Origin of the sequence: Pseudomonas sp. HS-18 (assembly GCF_020401845.1) — a bacterium.
GTDB lineage: Bacteria > Pseudomonadota > Gammaproteobacteria > Pseudomonadales > Pseudomonadaceae > Pseudomonas > Pseudomonas nitroreducens.
In genome coordinates this window covers 5010147-5031979 of the sequence record NZ_CP084413.1, presented here as the reverse complement: position 1 = coordinate 5031979, position 21833 = coordinate 5010147, and the positions used below count along the sequence as shown (strand labels likewise).

At 64.5% G+C, this 21833-nt stretch carries 24 protein-coding genes; 13 read left to right on the top strand and 11 right to left on the bottom strand.

What is annotated here, in order from left to right; all coding sequences use genetic code 11:
• Positions 1–163: 163 nt before the first annotated feature.
• The 6 genes from ffh to LDJ84_RS23490 all read left to right on the top strand — a co-directional run bounded on the left by ffh (position 164) and on the right by LDJ84_RS23490 (position 4211).
• Positions 164–1537 carry a signal recognition particle protein gene (ffh, locus tag LDJ84_RS23515; RefSeq protein WP_024766881.1) on the top strand — a complete coding sequence of 458 codons (1374 nt, stop codon included), beginning with the start codon at positions 164–166 and terminating at the stop codon, positions 1535–1537.
• A 144-nt stretch (positions 1538–1681) separates the two neighbouring features.
• Positions 1682–1930 carry a 30S ribosomal protein S16 gene (gene rpsP / locus LDJ84_RS23510; protein ID WP_024766882.1) on the top strand — a complete coding sequence of 83 codons (249 nt, stop codon included), beginning with the start codon at positions 1682–1684 and terminating at the stop codon, positions 1928–1930.
• Between the two features lie 5 nt (positions 1931–1935).
• A complete protein-coding gene (gene rimM, locus LDJ84_RS23505; protein ID WP_037015339.1) occupies positions 1936–2472 on the top strand; it encodes a ribosome maturation factor RimM in 537 nt (178 codons plus the stop codon).
• 26 nt (positions 2473–2498) lie between these two features.
• Positions 2499–3242, top strand: coding sequence for a tRNA (guanosine(37)-N1)-methyltransferase TrmD (gene trmD, locus LDJ84_RS23500; protein ID WP_024766884.1), 744 nt, complete (start codon positions 2499–2501; stop codon positions 3240–3242).
• Between the two features lie 43 nt (positions 3243–3285).
• Entirely contained in the window at positions 3286–3636 is a 351-nt protein-coding gene (gene rplS, locus LDJ84_RS23495; protein WP_017522234.1) for a 50S ribosomal protein L19, read from the top strand.
• A gap of 161 nt (positions 3637–3797) precedes the next feature.
• Complete coding sequence (locus LDJ84_RS23490) at positions 3798–4211, top strand: acyl-CoA thioesterase (protein ID WP_226045497.1); 414 nt, start codon at positions 3798–3800, stop codon at positions 4209–4211.
• Positions 4212–4258: 47 nt separating this feature from the next.
• Here LDJ84_RS23490 and LDJ84_RS23485 read toward each other — a convergent pair whose 3' ends face one another.
• A complete protein-coding gene (locus LDJ84_RS23485) occupies positions 4259–4936 on the bottom strand; it encodes a hypothetical protein (protein ID WP_024766886.1) in 678 nt (225 codons plus the stop codon).
• 98 nt (positions 4937–5034) lie between these two features.
• Positions 5035–6879 carry a cation:proton antiporter gene (locus tag LDJ84_RS23480; RefSeq protein ID WP_226045496.1) on the bottom strand — a complete coding sequence of 615 codons (1845 nt, stop codon included), beginning with the start codon at positions 6877–6879 and terminating at the stop codon, positions 5035–5037.
• An 88-nt stretch (positions 6880–6967) separates the two neighbouring features.
• Here LDJ84_RS23480 and xerD point away from each other — a divergent pair, with 88 nt between their 5' ends.
• The 5 genes from xerD (at position 6968) to LDJ84_RS23455 (ending at position 12217) form a co-directional block, all read left to right on the top strand.
• A complete protein-coding gene (xerD, locus tag LDJ84_RS23475; RefSeq protein WP_024766888.1) occupies positions 6968–7864 on the top strand; it encodes a site-specific tyrosine recombinase XerD in 897 nt (298 codons plus the stop codon).
• Positions 7865–8091: 227 nt separating this feature from the next.
• Positions 8092–8820, top strand: coding sequence for a thioredoxin fold domain-containing protein (locus LDJ84_RS23470; protein ID WP_226045495.1), 729 nt, complete (start codon positions 8092–8094; stop codon positions 8818–8820).
• A gap of 174 nt (positions 8821–8994) precedes the next feature.
• Positions 8995–10299: a homoserine dehydrogenase gene (locus LDJ84_RS23465; RefSeq protein WP_024766890.1), complete on the top strand. Its 1305-nt coding sequence runs from the start codon at positions 8995–8997 to the stop codon at positions 10297–10299.
• A gap of 51 nt (positions 10300–10350) precedes the next feature.
• Positions 10351–11760 carry a threonine synthase gene (gene thrC / locus LDJ84_RS23460; RefSeq protein ID WP_226045494.1) on the top strand — a complete coding sequence of 470 codons (1410 nt, stop codon included), beginning with the start codon at positions 10351–10353 and terminating at the stop codon, positions 11758–11760.
• A 175-nt stretch (positions 11761–11935) separates the two neighbouring features.
• Positions 11936–12217: a DUF3509 domain-containing protein gene (locus LDJ84_RS23455; RefSeq protein ID WP_024766891.1), complete on the top strand. Its 282-nt coding sequence runs from the start codon at positions 11936–11938 to the stop codon at positions 12215–12217.
• A 103-nt stretch (positions 12218–12320) separates the two neighbouring features.
• Here the strand turns inward: LDJ84_RS23455 and LDJ84_RS23450 are convergent, their stop codons facing one another.
• The 5 genes from LDJ84_RS23450 to LDJ84_RS23430 all read right to left on the bottom strand — a co-directional run bounded on the left by LDJ84_RS23450 (position 12321) and on the right by LDJ84_RS23430 (position 17204).
• Positions 12321–13022 (bottom strand): ABC transporter ATP-binding protein, encoded by a 702-nt coding sequence (locus LDJ84_RS23450; RefSeq protein ID WP_024766892.1) that lies wholly within the window; start codon positions 13020–13022, stop codon positions 12321–12323.
• 3 nt (positions 13023–13025) lie between these two features.
• Positions 13026–13793 (bottom strand): high-affinity branched-chain amino acid ABC transporter ATP-binding protein LivG, encoded by a 768-nt coding sequence (gene livG, locus LDJ84_RS23445; protein WP_024766893.1) that lies wholly within the window; start codon positions 13791–13793, stop codon positions 13026–13028.
• Positions 13790–15046 (bottom strand): high-affinity branched-chain amino acid ABC transporter permease LivM, encoded by a 1257-nt coding sequence (locus LDJ84_RS23440; protein ID WP_054907400.1) that lies wholly within the window; start codon positions 15044–15046, stop codon positions 13790–13792. Before LDJ84_RS23440 ends, livG begins: the two co-directional genes overlap by 4 nt.
• Positions 15043–15966: a high-affinity branched-chain amino acid ABC transporter permease LivH gene (gene livH, locus LDJ84_RS23435; protein WP_024766895.1), complete on the bottom strand. Its 924-nt coding sequence runs from the start codon at positions 15964–15966 to the stop codon at positions 15043–15045. Before livH ends, LDJ84_RS23440 begins: the two co-directional genes overlap by 4 nt.
• 116 nt (positions 15967–16082) lie before the next feature.
• On the bottom strand, positions 16083–17204 hold the full coding sequence (locus tag LDJ84_RS23430; protein WP_024766896.1) for a branched-chain amino acid ABC transporter substrate-binding protein: 1122 nt from the start codon (positions 17202–17204) through the stop codon (positions 16083–16085).
• 309 nt (positions 17205–17513) lie between these two features.
• Here LDJ84_RS23430 and LDJ84_RS23425 point away from each other — a divergent pair, with 309 nt between their 5' ends.
• Positions 17514–17831: a DUF2288 domain-containing protein gene (locus LDJ84_RS23425; protein ID WP_226045493.1), complete on the top strand. Its 318-nt coding sequence runs from the start codon at positions 17514–17516 to the stop codon at positions 17829–17831.
• A gap of 66 nt (positions 17832–17897) precedes the next feature.
• Positions 17898–18263 (top strand): DUF5064 family protein, encoded by a 366-nt coding sequence (locus tag LDJ84_RS23420; protein ID WP_024766898.1) that lies wholly within the window; start codon positions 17898–17900, stop codon positions 18261–18263.
• Between the two features lie 182 nt (positions 18264–18445).
• On the opposite strand, the gene phnE is transcribed toward LDJ84_RS23420, so the two are convergent.
• Genes phnE through LDJ84_RS23400 form a run of 4 tightly spaced genes read right to left on the bottom strand, consistent with a single transcriptional unit; the run spans position 18446 to position 21709 of the window.
• Positions 18446–19216, bottom strand: coding sequence for a phosphonate ABC transporter, permease protein PhnE (gene phnE, locus LDJ84_RS23415; protein WP_226045492.1), 771 nt, complete (start codon positions 19214–19216; stop codon positions 18446–18448).
• Complete coding sequence (locus tag LDJ84_RS23410; protein ID WP_226045491.1) at positions 19213–20055, bottom strand: PhnE/PtxC family ABC transporter permease; 843 nt, start codon at positions 20053–20055, stop codon at positions 19213–19215. The genes phnE and LDJ84_RS23410 overlap by 4 nt, the downstream gene beginning before the upstream one ends.
• Positions 20049–20855: a phosphonate ABC transporter ATP-binding protein gene (locus tag LDJ84_RS23405; RefSeq protein WP_226045490.1), complete on the bottom strand. Its 807-nt coding sequence runs from the start codon at positions 20853–20855 to the stop codon at positions 20049–20051. The genes LDJ84_RS23410 and LDJ84_RS23405 overlap by 7 nt, the downstream gene beginning before the upstream one ends.
• Positions 20852–21709 (bottom strand): putative selenate ABC transporter substrate-binding protein, encoded by an 858-nt coding sequence (locus tag LDJ84_RS23400; RefSeq protein WP_024764632.1) that lies wholly within the window; start codon positions 21707–21709, stop codon positions 20852–20854. Before LDJ84_RS23400 ends, LDJ84_RS23405 begins: the two co-directional genes overlap by 4 nt.
• Positions 21710–21833 lie beyond the last annotated feature (124 nt).

Below are 21833 nucleotides of genomic sequence, written 5' to 3'. Positions count from 1 at the left end.
TCGCCCGCGCCTAGAAAGCCGCTGAGAACAGTTCGCTTCTGGCCTGCGAAGCGCTCCGTCACATCGGGATCATCGGCGGTGTTGGCGCTGCCCGCACTTCGCTATAATCGGCGGCTTGCTGACAAGCCAAACCCAGGCCCGACCGGGCTGATTAGGAACGCGCATGTTCGAAAACCTTACAGATCGCCTCTCGCAAACGCTGCGCCACGTCACTGGCAAGGCCAAGCTGACCGAGGACAACATCAAGGACACGCTCCGCGAAGTGCGGATGGCCCTGCTGGAGGCCGACGTGGCCCTGCCGGTGGTCAAGGACTTCGTCGCCAAGATCAAGGATCGCGCGGTCGGCACCGAGGTTTCCAAGAGCCTGACCCCGGGCCAGGCCTTCGTGAAGATCGTCCAGGCCGAGCTGGTCGAGCTGATGGGCGCGGCCAACGAGGACCTCGATCTCAACGCCGCGCCGCCGGCGGTCATCCTGATGGCCGGCCTGCAGGGCGCGGGCAAGACCACCACCGCCGGCAAGCTGGCGCGCTTCCTCAAGGAGCGCAAGAAGAAGTCGGTACTGGTGGTGTCCGCCGACGTCTACCGCCCGGCGGCGATCAAGCAGCTGGAAACCCTGGCCAGCGACATCGGCGTGACCTTCTTCCCGTCCGATACCAGCCAGAAGCCGGTGGCGATCGCCGAAGCGGCGATCCGCGAAGCCAAGCTCAAGTTCATCGACGTGGTGATCGTCGATACCGCCGGTCGTCTGCACATCGACGCCGACATGATGGACGAGATCAAGCAGGTCCATGCGGCGATCAAGCCGGTGGAAACCCTGTTCGTGGTCGACGCCATGACCGGCCAGGACGCCGCCAACACCGCCAAGGCCTTCAACGATGCGCTGCCGCTGACCGGCGTGGTGCTGACCAAGGTCGACGGTGACGCCCGTGGCGGTGCCGCGCTGTCCGTGCGCGCCATCACCGGCAAGCCGATCAAGTTCCTCGGCATGGGCGAGAAGAGCGAAGCGCTCGATCCGTTCCACCCCGACCGCGTGGCCTCGCGCATCCTCGGCATGGGCGACGTGCTCAGCCTGATCGAGCAGGCCGAGCAGAACATGGACCGCGAGAAGGCCGAGAAGCTCGCGAAGAAGATCAAGAAGGGCAAGGGCTTCGACCTGGAAGACTTCCGCGATCAGCTGCAGCAGATGAAGAACATGGGCGGCCTGGGCAGCCTGATGGACAAGCTGCCGATGCTCGGCGGCGTCAACCTGTCGCAGATGGGCAACGCGCAGAACGCGGCGGAGAAGCAGTTCAAGCAGATGGAGGCGATCATCAACTCCATGACCCCCGCCGAGCGCCGTGATCCGGAAGTGATCAGCGGTTCGCGCAAACGCCGTATCGCCATGGGTTCCGGTACCCAGGTGCAGGACGTTGGTCGCCTGATCAAGCAGCACAAGCAGATGCAGAAGATGATGAAGAAGGTCACCGCCAAGGGCGGCATGGCCAAGATGATGCGCGGCATGGGGAGCATGTTCCCCGGCGGCATGCCCAAGATGTGAGGCCAGACGGCTCGCCGCCCAGCGGGCCGGACGCGCTGCGGCTTGCGGCGCGGGGCTTTAGCTCATAGAATATGCGGCCTTTCGGGCTCTGTGCCCGAGGGCTGCATTTCTTTTTTGCAAGCAAACCATAGGAACAACGTACGCATGGTAACCATTCGTCTGGCTCGTGGCGGCTCCAAGAAGCGCCCGTTCTATCACCTGACCGTGACCAACAGCCGCAACGCTCGTGACGGCCGTTTCGTCGAGCGCGTCGGCTTCTTCAACCCTGTCGCCACTGGCGCCGAAGTCAAGCTGTCGGTCAACCAGGAGCGTCTGAACTACTGGCTGAGCCAAGGCGCTCAACCGTCTGAGCGTGTTGCTCAACTGATCAAGGAAGCCGCCAAGGCTGCCTGAGATCGATGAACACGAAGCCTGCTCCCGCCGAGGAGATGATCGTTCTCGGCAAGATCGTATCGGTGCACGGCATTCGTGGTGAGGTGAAGGTGTATTCCTTTACCGATCCGTTGGACAACCTGCTGGACTACCGTCGCTGGACGCTCAAGCGTGGCAACGAGGTTCGACAGGCTGAACTGGTCCAAGGTCGCGTGCAGGGCAATGTCCTGGTCGCGAAGCTGAAGGGACTGGATGATCGCGAGATCGCCCGCACCTTCGCCGAATTCGAGATCCTGGTTCCGCGCAGCGAGCTGCCGGTGCTGGATGATGGCGAGTTCTACTGGAGCCAGTTGGAAGGTCTCAAGGTGATCGATCAGAACGGGCAACTGTTCGGGATTCTCGACCACTTGCTGGAGACCGGCGCCAACGATGTGATGGTAGTCAAGCCCTGCGCAGGCAGCCTGGACGACCGCGAACGCCTGCTTCCGTATACGGATCAGTGCGTACAGGCGGTGGACCTGGAAGCCGGTGAGATACGGGTGGACTGGGACGCGGACTTCTAACCCATGTGGATGAGAGCCCTCAGCCGATGTGGATAGGAGTAATCAGCATCTTTCCGGAGATGTTTCGCGCCATCAGCGACTATGGCATCACGAGTCGCGCGGTCAAGCAGGAGCTGATTCAGCTTCAGTGCTTCAACCCGCGAAGCAACACCGAGGACCGTCACCAGACGGTGGACGACCGGCCTTTCGGCGGTGGTCCCGGCATGGTGATGAAAATCAAGCCGCTCGAAGGCGCACTGGGCGATGCCCGGCAAGCCGCAGGCGGACCGGTGAAGGTGATCTACCTCTCGCCGCAAGGTCGCAAGCTGACGCAGGCGGCCGTGAAAGAACTGGCGAACGAGGAACGTCTGATCCTGATCGCCGGGCGTTACGAAGGCATCGACGAGCGCTTCATTGAAGAGCATGTCGATGAGGAATGGTCTGTCGGCGATTATGTCCTGTCCGGGGGTGAGCTTCCGGCCATGGTGCTGATTGACGCGGTCACGCGGTTGTTGCCCGGAGCATTGGGCCACGTGGACTCCGCCGAGGAGGACTCCTTCACGGATGGCCTGCTCGACTGTCCGCACTACACCCGACCCGAGGTGTACGCAGACAAACGTGTTCCGGAGGTGCTGCTCAGCGGCAACCACGAACACATCCGGCGCTGGCGTTTGCAGCAGTCCTTAGGCAGGACCTGGGAACGACGTGCCGATCTTCTGGATTGCCGCTCGCTTTCTGGAGAAGAGAAAAAGCTGCTGGAGGAATACATCCGCCAGCGGAACGATAGTTAACGTATCGATGGCGAGCGCCGAGCGCTTGTCTTAGGAGCATGAAATGACCAACAAGATCATTCAGCAGATCGAAGCTGAACAGATGAGCAAAGAGATTCCGGCGTTCGCCCCCGGCGACACCGTAATCGTCCAGGTTAAAGTGAAGGAAGGCGACCGTCAGCGTCTGCAGGCCTTCGAAGGCGTCGTGATCGGCAAGCGTAACCGCGGCCTGAACAGCGCTTTCACCGTTCGCAAGATCTCCAACGGCGTAGGCGTCGAGCGTACCTTCCAGACCTACAGCCCGCTGGTTGACAGCATCTCCGTCAAGCGTCGCGGCGACGTGCGCAAGGCCAAGCTGTACTACCTCCGCGAACTGTCCGGCAAGGCAGCACGCATCAAGGAAAAACTGGCCTAATTCGCCGGTTGTTCCCGAAAAAAGCAGCCCACGGGCTGCTTTTTTCTTGCCTGTAGTTTTTCGCCGCTCAATCCGGCGTCCCATTTGCCCCCGGCAGCGTAGTAGAAGTACAAGACCCCGCAGCACCGGCAGCCACCCTCATTGCATCAGGTAGCAGTGGCATGAGCCCCAGAGAGCAAGAAATCCTCCGTCGTACCGAGTTGTCCGAAACCCGCGTGACCAAGGCGGTTTTCCCGCCCACCACCAGCCACCACAACACCCTGTTCGGCGGTACCGCGCTGGCCTGGATGGATGAGGTCTCGTTCATCGCCGCGACTCGCTTCTGCCGCTTGCCGCTGGTGACCGTGTCTACCGATCGCATCGACTTCAAGCACCCGATCGCCGCCGGCTCCATCGTCGAATTGATCGGCCGGGTGGTGAAGGTCGGCAACACCAGCCTCAAGGTCGAGGTGGAGGTCTTCGTCGAGAGCATGTCCGCCGATGGCCGCGAGAAGGCTATCCACGGGCTGTTCAGCTTCGTCGCCATCGACGATGAGAAGCGCCCGGTGCCGGTCCTGCCCGGCTTCGAGGCCTGAAATGAAAGAAGGCGCCCACGGGCGCCTTCTTTCATTTCAGGCCGCCTTCAGTGGCGCAGGCTGATCTTCAGCGAGGCCTGGGACAGGTCGATGTTCTGCAGGCTCAGGCTGCCCATGCTCTGGGTCTTCGGTGCACCGGCGACGCGGATGTTGTCGAAGCGCACCTCGCCGATGGAGCTGGGCAGGCGCACGTTGATCGAGCCATCGGGATTCAGGCTGGAGGAGGCATGCAGCGTGTCGTACTGGACGTCGTGCAGAGAGGTTTCGGCGTCGAGGCTGTCCACGACGGGCATTACCAGGCGCGACAGTTGCTTGATGGCGCCGACACCATCGCCGCTCTCGGCGCTGACCAGCAGGCTCTGCAGGGTGTCATCGAAACCTTGGGCGCTGACATCGCTCATCTCGCGGTCGCTCAGTGGCTTCAAGCCCTTGGGCGCCTCATGGCGGGTGATGCTCGTCGGTGCCTGGCGCTGCACATCGGCGCTGGCCAGCTGGAACGGGCTGAGCAGCGCGGCGACCAGCGTCGCCGCCAGGCGCAGGTTGTTCTGCTTCTTCAGCGCACGGCCGAGCTGGCGTTCGCTGATCCATCCCTGCTGGATCAGGGTTTCGCCCAGGCGCAGGCCGTTGGTGAGCTGGAGCTGGATGGCCTTGTCCAGCTGTTGGGAGGTAATCAGGCCCTTGCTGACAAGGATCTGGCCGAGACGAGAGTTCTGTTGACTGGGCATGGCGTGGGCTTCGTGGGGCGCAATGATGGCGTGGTGCAATCATTGTCTGTCAGACATATTCTGTCACCAACCGTAAGATAGGGTGACGTAGCCAGTCGTCAGGTTCTTGCGACTTGGGCCGTTTCATTCCTACTCGACGCCCCTTCAGCTACTTCCTCGATCAGCGAAATCACCGTCCATCCCGTGCCGGGCGTCAGCGGCCGCTCGGGGCTGGCAATGTGCAGGCGGCCATTCGGGTCCTTGGCGAACAGCAGAAGCGCACGGTCTTCGTGCAGCGCCTGATAGTCCTCCCAGCCAAAGTTCTCGCTCAGTAGCGTCGAGCGGATTTCCGCGCCGCGAGCGATAAGGCCTGCCATCTGTGGATAAGTGATCGTCGATTGCCCCAGCGGCCGGCCGCGATGGCGGTCGCTGACCCGATGCTTCTCGCTGCGCCTGCTGTCCTGGCTGCTGGGCAGGATGAAGCGCTGGCGCGGGTTGAACTCGTGGCGAAAGCTCATGCACATCAGCGCATTGAGTTCGGCATTGGGCGACAAGGCCAGCAGGTGCCCCAGGCCGATCAGGTCCAGGTGCGCCTCGGCGTGCTGCGAAGCCGGGTTGCCGAAGTAGGTGGGCAGGTTGTCCATGCGCGCGGCGCGGGTGTTCTCCCAGCTCGAGTCGGTGAGCAGTACCTCCACGCCGGCATTCTGCAGGCCGGTGCCGATGGCGCGGGCCACCGGGTTGGCGCCGATGATGAGGAAGCCGGTGGGCACCGGCTCGGCAACTTTCAGCAGGCGGGCCAGCGGTCGTGCGGTGGCGCTTTGCAGGATCACCGTGCCGATGATCACCAGGAAGGTCAGCGGCACCAGCACGCCGGCCTGGGCATGGCCGGCTTCCTGCAGGCGGATGGCGAAGATCGCCGAGACCGCCGCGGCGACGATTCCCCTGGGCGCGATCCAACTCAGCAGCGCCCGTTCCCGCCAGTTCAGCGTTGACCCGGCCGTGGCGATCAGCACGTTCAGCGGCCGTGCGACGAACTGGATCAGCACCAGCACCAACAGCGCGATCGGCCCCAGGCCGAGCAGGGCCGGCAAGTCCAGCCGCGCGGCAAGCAGCACGAACAGGCCGGAAATCAGCAGGACGCTGAGGTTCTCCTTGAAGTGCAGGATGTGCCGCACGTCGACGCCCTGCATGTTGGCCATGCGCAGGCCCATCACGGTGACGGCGAGCAATCCTGACTCGGACATCACGGTGTTGGACAGCACGAACACGCCAAGGACGACCGACAGCGATGCCAGGTTGTGCAGGTAGTCCGGCAGCCAGTGGCGACGCAGCGCGACGCCCAGCGCCTGGCCGCCGAGCAGGCCGAAGAGGATGCCGCAACCGATCACGCTGATGAAGGTCAGCAGGCTGTCGGTCCACCCGGAGCCTGCGTCGCTCGCGGCGATGAAGGTGTACACCACCACGGCGAGGATGGCGCCGATGGGGTCGATGACGATGCCCTCCCAGCGCAGGATGTTGGCGATGGTGGCGTTGGGGCGGACTACGCGCAGCATCGGCACGATCACGGTGGGGCCGGTCACCAGGGTGAGCGTGCCGAACAGCAGCGCCATCTCCCAGGTGAAGTCCAGCAGGTAGTGGGTGGCCAGGGCGATCACGCCCCAGGTGACCAGCGCTCCAATGGTCACCATGCGGCGTACCACTGTGCCGATTTCCTTCCACTCGTCCAGGTGCAGGGTCAGGCTGCCCTCGAACAGCACCAGGGCTACCGCGAGGGAGACGACGGGGAACAACAGCGGGCCGAACAACGCTTCGGGCGACAGCACGTGCAGGATCGGGCCAACCAGGATGCCGCTCAACAGCAGGAAGAGAATCGCCGGCAGACGCAGGCGCCAGGCCAGCCATTGGCTGAGGAGGGCAGCGATGCCGATACCGGCGAAGGCGTAATAGGTGCTGTGTTCGTCCATGGACCGTCCGAGGTTGTGCAGCAGTGGTGAGGGGGATGGTGTCTATGAAAGACTACCGGCGCCGCTTTTTCCTTTGTACTGGCGTGAAATGACTCCGATTGCTCATCCCCTGATCGACCGCTTCCTCGATGCCCTCTGGCTGGAGAAGGGGCTCTCCGACAACACCCGCAGTGCGTATGGGAGCGATCTCGCCCTGTTCAACGGCTGGCTGGACCAGCGCGGCGTGGTGCTGGAGGCGGCTGGTCGCGACGTGATCCTCGACCATCTGGCCTGGCGCCTGGGCGAGGGCTACAAGGCCCGCTCCACGGCGCGATTCCTTTCCGGGCTGCGAGGCTTTTACCGTTATTGCCTGCGCGAAGGCCTGATCGCCGAGGATCCGACGCTGCTGGTGGACCTGCCGCAACTGGGCAAGCCGCTGCCCAAATCGCTGTCGGAGGCGGATGTGGAGGCATTGCTGGCCGCGCCGGAGACCGATGATCCGCTCGGGCTGCGCGATCGCACCATGCTCGAAGTGCTGTATGCCTGCGGCCTGCGGGTCAGCGAGCTGGTCGGCCTGACCCTGGAGCAGGTGAACCTGCGCCAGGGGGTGGTGCGGGTGCTCGGCAAGGGCAGCAAGGAGCGCCTGGTGCCGCTGGGTGAGGAGGCGATCCGCTGGATCGAGCGCTATGTCCGCGAGGCCCGCGGTGATCTGCTGGCCGGACGGCCCAGCGACGTGCTGTTCCCCAGCCTGCGTGGCGAGCAGATGACCCGGCAGACCTTCTGGCACCGCATCAAGCTGCACGCGAGGGTGGCTGGCATCGGCAAGAGCCTGTCGCCGCACACCTTGCGCCACGCCTTTGCCACCCATCTGCTCAATCACGGCGCCGACCTGCGCGTGGTACAGATGCTGCTGGGGCATAGCGATCTGTCGACCACGCAGATCTACACGCACATTGCCCGAGCACGTCTGCAGGACCTGCACGCCCAGCATCACCCCCGTGGGTGAGCGGGGCTCTGGCAACGCATGCGTTGCCCCGCGAACGACCGGCCATGGATGGCCGGGCCGGGATCGAACTTGGGCAGGTTGCCGCGACAGGGATGTCTACACCTTTTTCGATCTTTGCGAATCAGGCGTGTGAGACACCGCTACGCCGAAGCTTCCCGCTACAGCCTTTGGCTCGGTCTTGCCGGCCCGGTGTGATAGTCTTCGCCGACTGACATCAGGAGTTTTCCATGCGTTTGTCTCGACTTCTGGCTGGTATGGCTATCGGCCTCGCCAGCACCCTCGCCCTGGCCGCCGAACCGGACCAGGCGATCCGCACCACCCTGCAATCGCTGCAGCCTGACCTGCCCATCGAGAATATCTCCAAGGGTCCCCTGGATGGCATCTACCAGGTGCAGCTCAAGGGCGGCCGTATTCTTTACGCCAGCGCCGACGGCCAGTTCGTCGTCCAGGGCAATATCTACCAGGTGAAGGACGGCAAGCCGACCAACCTGACCGAGAAGGCCGAGAGCGCCGGCGTGGCCAAGACCATCAACGCCATCGCCGCCAAGGACATGGTCGTGTTCCCGGCCAAGGGCGAGACCAAGGCGCACATCACCGTCTTCACCGACACCACCTGCCCGTACTGCCAGAAGCTGCACGCCGAAGTGCCGGAACTGCAGAAGCGCGGCATCGAGGTGCGCTACCTGGCCTTCCCGCGCCAGGGGCCGAACTCGCCAGGCGATGCGCAGCTGCAGGCCGTGTGGTGTTCGAAGGACCGCCAGTCGGCCATGAGCGACATGTTCCACGAGAAGGAAGTGAAGGCCGCCAAGTGCGAGAACCCGGTGGATGCGCAGTTCGCCCTGGGTCAGATGGTCGGTGTGCAGGGCACCCCGGCGATCATCCTTGCTGATGGCACCATGCTGCCGGGCTACCAGCCGGCCGGCCAGATCGCCAAGCTGGCGCTGGAAGCCAAGTAAGCCGCGGCTTGCGCTCTGATTGACTAATGCGGAACCGCTTCGTAATGTTCGGTTCCTTTTGACTAGGGAACAGGCGCCTCGCCTGTTCTGACTTGGTGCCTGCTGCCGTGCCCGCCTCGTTGCGGGCATCGGCGTCTCAGGCACCCCGATGCTGTAATCATGGGGAGTTTCAGCGTGAAACCGGTGAAAGTGGGAATCTGTGGGTTGGGGACCGTCGGTGGCGGTACCTTCAATGTACTCAAACGCAACGCCGAGGAGATTGCCCGCCGTGCCGGGCGTGGTATCGAGGTTGCGCAGATTGCCGCCCGTCGCCCCAATCCGAAGTGTGAAACCGGCAGTACCCCCATTACTGCCGATATCTTCGACGTGGCAAACAACCCGGAAATCGACGTCGTCATCGAGCTGATCGGTGGCTATACCCTGGCCCACGAGCTGGTGCTCAAGGCCATCGAGAACGGCAAGCACGTGGTCACCGCCAACAAGGCGCTGATCGCCGTGCACGGCAACGAGATCTTTGCCAAGGCCCGCGAGAAGGGCGTCATCGTCGCCTTCGAAGCCGCCGTGGCCGGTGGTATTCCGGTGATCAAGGCGATCCGCGAGGGCCTGGCCGCCAACCGCATCAACTGGCTGGCCGGCATCATCAACGGCACCGGCAACTTCATCCTCACCGAGATGCGCGAGAAAGGCCGTGCCTTCGCCGACGTGCTGAAGGAAGCCCAGGCGCTGGGTTATGCCGAAGCCGATCCGACCTTCGACGTCGAAGGCATCGACGCCGCGCACAAGCTGACCATCCTGGCGTCCATCGCCTTCGGCATCCCGCTGCAGTTCGACAAGGCCTACACCGAAGGCATCACCCAACTGACCACCGCCGATGTGAACTACGCCGAGGCGCTGGGCTACCGCATCAAGCACCTGGGCGTCGCCCGCCGTACCGACAAGGGTATCGAGCTGCGCGTGCACCCGACCCTGATCCCGGCCGACCGCCTGATCGCCAATGTGAATGGCGTGATGAACGCGGTCATGGTCAACGGCGATGCCGCCGGTTCCACGCTGTTCTACGGCGCCGGCGCCGGCATGGAGCCCACCGCTTCCTCGGTGGTCGCCGACCTGGTGGACGTGGTTCGCGCCATGACCGCCGACCCGGAGAACCGCGTGCCGCACCTGGCCTTCCAGCCGGACTCGCTCTCCGACCACCCGATCCTGCCGATCGACGCCTGCGAAAGCGCCTACTACCTGCGCATCCAGGCCAAGGACCATCCGGGCGTACTGGCCCAGGTGGCAACCATCCTCTCCGAGCGCGGCATCAACATCGAATCGATCATGCAGATGGAAGTCGAAGAGCATGACGGTCTGGTGCCGATGATCCTGGTTACCCACCGCGTGCTCGAGTCCCGCATCATCGAAGCCATCGCCGCGCTGGAAGCGCTGGATGACGTCGTCGGCAATGTCGTACGCATCCGCGTCGAACAACTGAACTGAATCGACTGCGGCGGCGCCTGCGCGCCGCCGCCAACCCGAAGGTTTCACACCATGCGTTACATCAGTACCCGCGGCCAGGCGCCTGCGCTGAACTTCGAAGACGTGCTGCTGGCTGGCCTGGCCAGCGACGGCGGCCTCTATGTGCCGGAAAACCTGCCGCGCTTCACCGTCGAGGAGATTGCCTCCTGGGCCGGCCTGCCTTACCACGAGCTGGCCTTCCGGGTGATGCGCCCGTTCGTTGCCGGCAGCATTTCCGATGCCGACTTCAAGAAGATCCTCGAGGAGACCTACGGCGTGTTCGCCCACAACGCCGTGGCGCCGCTGCGCCAGCTCAACGGCAACGAGTGGGTGCTGGAGCTGTTCCACGGCCCGACCCTGGCCTTCAAGGACTTCGCCCTGCAACTGCTCGGCCGCCTGCTCGACCACGTGCTGACCAAGCGCGGCGAGCGTGTGGTGATCATGGGCGCCACCTCCGGCGACACCGGCTCGGCCGCCATCGAGGGCTGCAAGGCCTGCGAGAACGTCGATATCTTCATCATGCACCCGCACAACCGTGTGTCCGAGGTGCAGCGCCGGCAGATGACCACCATCCTCGGCGAGAACATCCACAACATCGCCATCGAAGGCAACTTCGACGACTGCCAGGAAATGGTCAAGGCCAGCTTCGCCGACCAGGGTTTCCTGAAAGGCACCCGCCTGGTGGCAGTGAACTCGATCAACTGGGCGCGGATCATGGCCCAGATCGTCTACTACTTCCATGCCGCCCTGCAGCTCGGCGCACCGGCCCGCTCCGTGGCCTTCTCGGTGCCCACCGGCAACTTCGGCGACATCTTCGCCGGCTACCTGGCGCGCAACATGGGCCTGCCGGTCAGCCAGCTGATCGTCGCGACCAACCGCAACGACATCCTGCACCGCTTCATGTCCGGCAACCGCTACGACAAGGACACCCTGCACGCGTCGCTGTCGCCGTCCATGGACATCATGGTCTCGTCCAACTTCGAGCGCCTGCTGTTCGACCTGCACGGCCGCAATGGCAAGGCTGTTGCCGAGCTGATGGACAACTTCAAGGCCACCGGCAAGCTGGCCGTCGAGGATGACCGCTGGACCGAAGCCCGCCGCCTGTTCGATTCGCTGGCGGTGAGCGACGAGGAGACCTGCGAGACCATCGCCCAGGTCTACGCCGAGTCCGGCGAACTGCTGGACCCGCACACCGCCATCGGCGTGCGCGCCGCTCGCGAGTGCCGTCGTAGCCTGGCGGTGCCCATGGTCACCCTGGGCACCGCGCATCCGGTCAAGTTCCCGGAAGCGGTGGAGAAGGCCGGCATCGAGGCCGTCCCGGCGCTGCCGTCGCACCTGACCGACCTGTTCCAGCGCGAAGAGCGTTGCACCGTTCTGCCGAACGAGCTGGCCAAGGTTCAGGCCTTCGTCAGCGCCCACGGCAACCGCGGCAAGCCGCTCTAAAACGCGGCTCGCTGTTTGTTCGGAAAAGCCCGCCAATCGGCGGGTTTTTTCATGCCCGCAGGAACGGGCTGTGAAACATGCCGTCATGACCAACGGTACTGAAACTCGCGAACTTTATCGCCGAACGTGCGGTCTTCTTCCTGTGTTTTTTCATTTCGCAACAAGGAGATACGACATGGACCGGCTAAGCGCCCTGCTGACCGAGACCTTCGCTCCCTACGCTCCCTCCCTGGGCCCGGCACGCCCCGACGGCGGCCGAATTCTGACCCTCACCAACGACGAAGGAGACGTGGTACTACGGCGAGTCATCGAGGGCCAGCATCTGGCCGACCATGACCAGAGTGCGGATGCGGTGCAGACCATCCGCCGCGACCTGCTGATCTCCGAAGGTCGCATGGAGGATGATGTCGTTTCCCAGTTGCGCCGGCGCGCTCAGGTGTTGAGCTACGGCACCTGATCCACCCCGATGTGAGAGCGCCGCCCACCGGGCGGCGTTCTCGTTTGTGCGTCGGAAATGAGAAACGGCCCCGAAGGGCCGTTTCTCAACGCAACGGGAAAGGTCAGCCGCCGAGGTACGCGTCGCGCACCTTGGGGTTCACCAGCAGGTTGGCGCCGGTGTCCTGCATGACGATGCGACCGTTTTCCAGCACGTAGCCGCGGTCGGCGAGCTTGAGCGCCTGGTTGGCGTTCTGCTCGACGAGGAAGACGGTCACGCCTTCCTGGCGCAGCTGTTCGACGATGTCGAAGATCTGCTGGATGATGATCGGCGCCAGGCCCAGGGACGGCTCGTCGAGCAGCAGCAGCTTGGGCTTGCTCATCAGCGCACGGCCGATGGCGAGCATCTGCTGTTCGCCGCCGGACATGGTGCCGCCGCGCTGGTTGAAGCGTTCCTTCAGGCGTGGGAACAGGGCCAGGACCTTGTCCATCTGCTCCTGGTAGTCACCCTTGCTGGTGAAGAAACCGCCCATGGCGAGGTTCTCTTCCACGGTCAGGCGGGCGAACACGCGGCGGCCTTCGGGCACGACGGCGATGCTCTTGCGCATGATCACGGAGGATTCCTTGCCGACCAGCTCCTCGCCCATGTAGGTGATGCTGCCGGAGGAGGCGCGCGGCGAGCCGCACAGGGTCATCAGCAGGGTCGACTTGCCGGCGCCGTTGGCGCCGATCAGGGTGACGATCTCGCCCTGCTGGACTTCCATGCTGACGTCGTGCAGCGCCTGGATCTTGCCGTAGAAGGTGGAAACCTTGTCGAACTTCAGCATGACTCAGGACTCCCCCAGATAGGCTTTGATCACATCCGGGTTGCCGCGGATTTCCTCCGGGGTGCCGTCCGCCAGGGGAGTGCCCTGGTTGATCACGTAGATATGGTCGGAAATGCTCATCACCAGCTTCATGTCGTGCTCGATGAGCAGGACGGTGACGCCGTGCTCGGAGCGCAACATGGCGATCAGCGCCTTGAGGTCCTCGGTTTCCCGCGGGTTCAGGCCGGCCGCCGGCTCGTCCAGCATCAACAGCTGCGGGCGGGTCATCATGCAGCGGGCGATCTCCAGGCGGCGCTGTTGGCCGTAGGCGAGGGTGCCCGCCGGGCGGTTGGCGATGTCCTTGAGGTTGACGATGTCCAGCCAGTGCGAGGCGTAGTCCAGGGCCTCGGCTTCCGCGCGACGGAAGGCCGGGGTCTTGAGCAGGCCGGCGAGGAAGTTGGTGTTGATGTGCCGGTGTTGCGCCACCAGCAGGTTCTCCACCGCGGTCATTTCCTTGAACAGGCGTACGTTCTGGAAGGTCCGCACCACGCCCTTGTGGGCGATCTTGTGGCCCGGCAGGCCCTGGATGGGCTCGCCGCGCAGCAGGATCTCGCCACCGGTGGGGGCGTAGAAGCCGGTCAGGCAGTTGAATACGGTGGTCTTGCCGGCGCCGTTGGGGCCGATCATCGAGATCACCTGTTTTTCCTGGACCTTCAGGGCCACGTTGTTGACGGCCAGCAGCCCGCCGAAGCGCATGGTGAGGCCGGATACTTCAAGAATCGGTCGGCTCATTTGCGCAACTCCAGGTGCGGGCGCTGCATGGGCAGAAGCCCCTGCGGACGCCAGATCATCATCAGCACCATGAGGGCGCCGAACATCAGCATGCGGTACTCGCTGAACTCACGCATCAGTTCGGGCAGCAGGATCATCACCACGGCGGCCAGGATGACGCCGAGCTGGGAACCCATGCCACCCAGCACCACGATGGCGAGGATGATGGCCGATTCGATGAAGGTGAACGACTCCGGGGTGACCAGGCCCTGGCGCGCGGCGAAGAAGCTGCCGGCAAAACCGGCGAAGCAGGCGCCGAGGGTGAAGGCGGAGAGCTTGATCAGCGTCGGGTTGAGGCCCAGCGCACGGCAGGCGATCTCGTCTTCGCGCAGGGCTTCCCAGGCGCGGCCCAGGGGCATGCGCAGCAGGCGGTTGATCACGAACAGCACCAGCAGCACCAGCAGCAGCGCGACCAGGTAGAGGAACACGACCTTGTAGTTCGAGTTGTAGGCAATGCCGAAGAACTCGTGGAAGGTCTGCATGCCCTCGGGGGCGCGGCGCTCGAAGGTCAGGCCGAACAGGGTCGGCTTGTCGATGTTGCTGATGCCGTTGGGGCCGCCGGTCAGCTCGGTCATGTTGCGCAGCAGGATGCGGATGATCTCGCCGAAGCCCAGGGTCACGATCGCCAGGTAGTCACCGCGCAACCTCAACACCGGGAAGCCGAGGATGAAGCCGAAGAACGCCGCCATCAGCCCGGCGATCGGCAGGCATACCCAGAAGCCCAGGCCGTAGTAGTGCGACAGCAGCGCGTAGCTGTAGGCGCCCACTGCGTAGAAGCCGACGTAGCCGAGGTCGAGCAGGCCAGCCAGGCCCACCACGATGTTCAGGCCCAGGCCCAGCAGCACGTAGATCAGGATCAGGGTGGCGATGTCCACCGCGCCGCGCGAGCCGAAGAACGGCCAGGCGAGGGCGACGACGATCAGGCCCATGATGATCTTGCGTTGCACGGAGGCGTGGGTCAGGCGTTCGGCCAGACGGGTATGCGGATGCGACAGGGCTTGCTTGACGCTGCCGCCGAAGGCGAAGCGGTCACGCACCAGCTGCCAGACGAACATCAGCACGGCACAGGCGGCGATGGTCCACAGGCGGGTGGGGCTGACGTTTTCCAGCTGCAGGCCGATACCGATCACGCTGAGCTTCAGGCCCAGCACCGGGTAGGCCACGGCCATCACCAGCAGGGCGCTGAAGAAGGCGGTCTTGAGTTTCCGAGTCATACCTTTTCCACCTCCGGGCGACCGAGCAGGCCAGTGGGGCGGAAGAGCAGCACGAGCACCAGCAGGGTGAAGGCCACCACGTCCTTGTACTGGTCACCGAACACGTCGGCGCCAAAGGCTTCGGCCACGCCCAGCACCAGGCCGCCGAGCATGGCGCCCGGGATGCTGCCGATGCCGCCCAGCACCGCGGCGGTGAATGCCTTGATGCCGGCGAGGAAGCCGATGTGCGGGTTGATCACGCCGTATTGCAGGCCCAGCAGCACCGCGGCAACGGCGGCCAGGGTGGCGCCGATGACGAAGGTCAGGGCGATGATGTTGTTGGTGTTGATGCCCAGCAGGTTGGCCATCTTCAGGTCCTCGGCGCAGGCGCGGCAGGCGCGGCCCAGGCGGGAGCGGGAGATGAACATGGACAGGCCGTACATGGTCAGCAGGGTGACGATGAAGATCAGCACCTGCATGTACGAAATGGTCACGCCGGTCATTTCGTCGGCGCCGATCACGAAGTTGCCTGGCAGCAGGTTGGGGATTGCCTTGTCCTTGGAATCCTGGGCCAGCAGAACCTCGTTCTGCAGGAAGATCGACATGCCGATCGCGGAGATCAGCGGAATCAGCCGGTTGCTTCCGCGCAGGGGCCGATAGGCGATCCGCTCGATGCTGTAGCCGTAGGCGCTGGTGACGATGATCGCCGCGGCGAAGGTGCAGATGATGACGACAGGAAGACTCACGATTCCCATCATCGCCAGCCCCGTGATCACGATGAAGGCCACGTACGAGCCAATCATGTACACCTCGCCATGGGCGAAGTTGATCATGCCGATGATGCCGTAGACCATGGTGTAGCCGATGGCGATCAGGGCATAGGTGCTGCCGACGGTGAGACCGTTGATCAGCTGTTGCAGGTAGTGATAGAGCTCAGGCATTACCTAACTCCTCGGGCGTCGCGTGAAGCGGCGCTTGTGGCGCGACGGACCCCCGGAATACTCGGATAAACAAAGCCCACTGCGTGGGCAGTGGGCTTTGTGTGGCGGCGGGTGGCTTACTTGGCTTCGGTCTTGGTGCCGTCCTTGTGCCACTGGTAGACCACGAAGTTGAAGTTCTTCAGGTCGCCCTTCTCGTCGAAGGCCAGGTCACCGGTCGGGGTCGCGAAGGTGTTGGCGCGCAGAGCGGCGGCTACCTTGTCGGTGTCCTCGCTGCCGGCTTTCTTGATGCCTTCGGCGATGACCTGCACCGCGGCGTAGGCCGGGAACACGAACGGACCGCTCGGGTCTTCGTTCTTGGCCTTGAAGGCGTCAACCAGGGCCTGGTTCTTCGGATCCTGGTCGAAGGACTTCGGCAGGGTCACGTACAGGCCTTCGGAAGCCGGGCCGGCGATGGCGGAGATTTCCTTGTTACCCACGCCTTCCGGGCCCATGAAGCCGACTTTCAGGCCTTTCTCGGCAGCCTGGCGCAGGATCAGGCCCAGCTCCGGGTGGTAGCCGCCGTAGTAGACGAAGTCCACTTTGGCTTGCTTGAGCTTGGCGATCATCGCGGAGAAGTCCTTGTCGCCGGCGTTGATGCCTTCGAACAGGGCGACCTTGATGCCGGCGCCTTCCAGGGTCTTCTTCACGGCAGTGGCGATGCCTTCGCCGTACTGCTGCTTGTCGTGGATCACGGCCACGGTCTTGGGCTTGATGTGCTCGGCGATGAACTTGCCGGCGGTCGGGCCCTGCAGGCTGTCCAGACCGATGGTGCGGAAGATCAGCTTGTAGCCGCGGGAAGTGATGTCCGGGCTGGTGGAGGCGGCGGTGATCATCAGCACGCCTTCGTCTTCGTAGATGTCCGAAGCCGGTTGAGTGGAGCTGGAGCACAGGTGGCCAACGACGAACTTGACGCCATCGTTGACGATCTTGTTGGCAACGGCCACGGCTTGTTTCGGGTCGCAAGCGTCGTCGTAGACCACGCCTTCGAGTTGCTTGCCGTCGACGCCGCCGGCCTTGTTGATCTGCTCAATGGCCATTTTCGCGCCAATGAACTGCATCTCCCCATACTGGGCGACTGCGCCGGTCACCGGGCCGGCCAGAGCGATCTTGATGGTGTCGGCGGCCATGGAGAAGCTGGCAACGCCGGCCAGGGCCATGGCGGTGAACAGCTGGGAAAGACGCTGAGTACCCTTTTTCATAGTGCTCCACTCTTCTTGTGTTTTCGTTTTTGTAGTCCTGGTGGCCGAAGGGCTACCGGACCGGGATTGCCCCGGACAGGCCCACCGGCAACTGTACCGGTACAGTGTAGAGTGCCGCCGGACCGCTTGAAAAGCGGGGGGCGGACAGCCGATTGTGGGCATGTCGCAAGATTGAAACAAACGTACAGAAAAACGGCGCCTTCCGACTCATCCCCCTGGGTTTTTCGTCACCATGGAAAACGCCGTCCGAACCTTGCCTGGCGCGGTCCCGGCGCTATCATGGCGCCGTTCGTTTACCAGGTGAGATCCATGACAGAAGAAGCTAGCACCCTCTATGCCAAGTTGCTTGGCGAAACCGCGAAGATTTCCTGGCAGGAGCTCGCGCCCTTCTTTGCCCGCGGCAGCCTGCTCAAGGTCGTGGGTTCTGCCGATCTGGTGGAGGTCGCGATGGGCGTGGCCGAGGACGACAGGGCGAAGGTAGCGGCCTGGCTGGCCAGTGGTGAGCTGAGCAAGGTCGACGAAAAGCTCGCGCAGGATTTTCTCGACCGCGACCCGGAGCTCTGGGCGGTAGTGATCGCCCCCTGGGTGCTGGTACAGGAAAGAGTTCGAAAAGAGTCCGTGCACTGACACTGGGCGATTTCCAATTCGCCAAGGCCGGCTAGACTGTCGGGATTCCATCGAAGGAGATTCGCCATGTTCGAACCGGGCCATCTGCACCTACAGTCCCTGCCGGGGCTGGGGCAGCAGGAGATCGACGCTCACATCAACTATGAAGTCCGCAAGGATGTGGAAAAAGGCACCATCGTTCACTTCGTCATGAAGGGCGAAATCGACGGCAATGCCTTCACCGAAGAATGGGACATGCCCAAGGAACAGGCCTTCAATTTCGCCAGCGATGCCACCCGCATCGCGCAGAAGCATGGCCTGCACCCGCGATTCGGCTCGATGGTGCGCAATCACAAGGAATACGACGCGATGTTCGAGGACATCCGTCAGAAGCTCGGCACCCAGCCCGGCGACCCGATCGACCTGGACAAGGTGATCCACGGCGACTCGTAACCGACGTACGCAATAAAAAGCCTGGCCTGTGTGCCGGGCTTTTTATTGCGTGCGGTCCAGCCCCGCCAGGCGCCGGCGGTTCACCTGTAGGAGCGAGCTTGCTCGCGAACGGATTCACCGGTGACTCCGTCGTGAGGCGGTTCGCGAGCAAGAACTGGGGGGCCCACTCGCTTCCACCAGCGCTAGTGGCTCACCCAGCGCTGCCGCGCCCAGGCGCTGAGCGAATCCACACACAGCACCAGCAACAGCATGGCGAGGATCACGGTCGCCGCCTGGGCCTGCTGGAACAGGCTGAGGCTGAAATACAGCATCTGCCCCAGCCCACCCGCGCCGACGAAGCCGAGCACGCTGGCCATGCGGATGTTGTTCTCCCAGCGGTAGAGCACGTACGCCACCAGTTGCGGCCAGACGGCCGGCAGGGTGCCGTAGGCGAATGCGGCGATGCGTCCGCCACCGGCCAGGCGCACGGCTTCTGCCGGGGCGCTCGGGGTATTCTCCAGCGCCTCGGCGAACAGCCGGCCGAGCACGCCGCCGGTGTGCAGGGCCAGGGCGAGCGTGCCGGCGTTCGGGCCCAGGCCGGCGGCCAGCACCATCAGTGCACCCCAGACCAGCTCCGGCACTGCGCGCAGGGCGTTGAGCAGCAGCCGCGAGAGGCTCTGCGCAATACGCCCGAAGCGCCCGGCCGCTGGCAGCGCCAGCAGCATGCCCAGCAGCGCTGCGAGCAGGGTGCCGATGGCCGACATGGCCAGGGTCTCCAGGGCGCCGCGCCCGACTGCCGCGAGGTGCGTTGCGCTCAGGTCCGGCGAGAGGAAATCGCGCCCGTAATCGAGCATCTGGCCCAGGCCGCGCGCGTCGAACAGGCCGCCGCTGTCCATCTCCAGGTAGGCGAAGGACGCGCCGACGGCGAGCAGGATCAGCAGCAGCCAGCCCAGGCTGCGCAGCAGGCCGGTCATTCGAGCCTCCCGCGCAGGAAGCGGCTGAGTAGGTCGGCGGCCAGCACCAGCACCAGGAAGGTCAGCAGGATGCTGGCCACCTCGCCGCCGGCGAACATGCGCAGCGACAGGTCGATCTGCTGGCCGAGGCCGCCGGCGCCGACGAAGCCCATCACCACCGAGGCGCGGATCGCGCACTCCCAGCGATAGACGGTGTAGGAAATCAGTTCCGCCGCCGCCGAGGGCAGCACGCCGTAGGCGAAGGCCTGCAACCGCGAGCCGCCGCCCAGCAGCACAGCGCGCGTCGGTCGCGGGTCCACCGATTCGAAGATTTCCGCGTAGACCTTGCCGAGCATGCCGCCGTAGGTGATGGCGATGGCCAGCACGCCGGCGGTGGGACCCAGGCCCACGGCGCGGACGAACAGCAGCGCCCAGACAATTTCCGGCACGCTGCGCAGCACGATCAGCAGGCCGCGCACCGGCCAGCGCAGCGCTCGCGCCCACCAGGCCGGCAGCCCGCCGCGGGGCAGGGCGGAGATCGACAGCGCGCGGGTTGCCAGCAAGGCGGCGGGGAAGGCGATCAGCCAGGCCAGCGCCATGCCGGCGGTGGCGATGGCCAGGGTTTCCAGGGTGGCGCGGCCGAGCAGGGCGAGGAACTCGTCGTCATGGGCCGGCGGCCAGAAGCCGGCTAGGAAGTTCGCCATGGTCCGCGCGTTGTCGCCACTGAACAGGCCGGCGATATCCAGTTCGGACAGGCGTAATCCAGGCCACAGCAGGGCCAGGGCGAGCAGGGTGAGCAGCAGGCGCGGCAACGCCGCCGGATCGCGGAGCGAGTTCTTCGGCAGAGCAGGGTTCAGCATCGCGGGATCTGCACCACCACGGGCCTGCCTTCCGGCGAGGAAGCGCCCTGCTGGCCGAGCTGCTCGTTGGCGTACAGCGCGCGCAGGTCGTCGGGGCTGACGCTCTGTGCCGCCTTGTCGAAGGCGATACGGCCATCACGCACGCCGACGATACGCGGGAAGTGCTCCAGCGCCAGGTCCACGGCATGCAAGCTGGCGAGCAGCGTTACGCCGCGGTTCTGCGCTTCCCGAGTCAACACGCCGAGGGTGTGCCCGGCGAGCACCGGGTCCATGGCCGAGACGGGTTCGTCCGCCAGCAGCACTTCGGCCTGCTGGTACAGCGCGCGAGCGATGCCGACGCGTTGCAGTTGGCCACCGGAAAGCTGATCGCAGCGCTCGAAGAGTTTGTCGCCCAGGTCCAGGCGTTGCAGCTCGCTGTGGGCGCCGGTGCTGTCGAGGGGGTAGAGCAGGCTGGCCAGGCTTTTCCACAGCGGCCATTGGCCGAGGCGGCCGGCGAGAACGGCGGTGACCACCCGCTGGCGCGGTGGCAGCGGTGGAGCCTGATGCACCAGGGCGATACGCGAGCGCAGGCGCTGGCGCGCGGGGCCGCTCAGCGCCCAGGGCTGGGTGCCTAGCAGGTCGAAATTGCCGGAAGCGGGTTTCAGGGCGGTGGCCAGGATGCGCAGCAGGGTGGTCTTGCCGGCGCCCGAAGGGCCGATGATCGCCACCCGTTCGCCGGCATCGACGCTCAGGTCGATACCGGCGAGCGAGCGCTGGCCATTGGCGTGGGTGTGCTCCACGCCGGTCAGTTTCAGGGTCACTTCAGCAGGCCGGCGGCGCGCGCCGATTCCTCGATGCCCTTGTAGTTCTCAGGCTGGGTCTCGATGAAGCGGCTGGCCGCCTGCAGGTCGAGGATTTCCTTGTCGCGCGGCTTGCCCGGGTCGAGAGCGAGGAAGGCTTTCTTGATCTTCTCGGCCAGGGCCGGATCGAGGTTGCCGCGCACGGTCCAGTTGTAGTCGTAGTAGGTCGGCGTAGTGGCGAAGACCTTCACCTTGTTGGTGTCGACCTTGCCGCTGTCCACCAGCTTCTGCCAGACCGAAGCGTTGAGCACGCCAGCATCGACCTTGCCGGCCTGGACCCAGGCCACGGTGGCGTCGTGGGCGCCGGAATAGGCGACGCGGGAGAAGAACTGCTCGGGCACCACGCCGTCCTTCTGCATGAAGTAGCGCGGCATCAGGCTGCCGGAGGTGGACGAGACCGAGCCGAAGGCGAAGGTCTTGCCCTTGAGGTCCTGGATCGATTTCACGTTCGGGTCGGCAGTGATGAATTTGCTGGTGAACTGCTGGTCCTGCTCGCGCTGCACCAGCGGGATGGCGTTGCCGGTCTTCAAGCGCGCCTGGACGAAGGTGAAGCCGCCCAGCCAGGCCATGTCCAGGCGATCCGAGGCCAGGGCCTCGACCACGCCGGCGTAGTCGGACACCGGGATGAACTTCACCGGCATGCCCAGTTGCTCTTCAAGGTAGGCGCCCAGCGGCTTGAACTTGCGCAGCAGTTCGGTCGGGGCTTCGTCGGGGATGGCGGAGACCTTGAGTTCCTTCGGTGTATCGGCGTGGGCGAAGACGGCGGACAGGGACAGGGCGAAACCGGCGGCGAGCGCCAGGGTGCGTTTGAGCATGGGGAGAGTTCTCCGGGTCAATGGCGGAAAAAACTCCGGCAGTATAGTGGCGGCGCGTCTGTTTGGCTGCCCTGCGGTTTCGTCGCGGCGCCTTCGGCCGGCAGTAACCGGCGCCTGTTAGAAT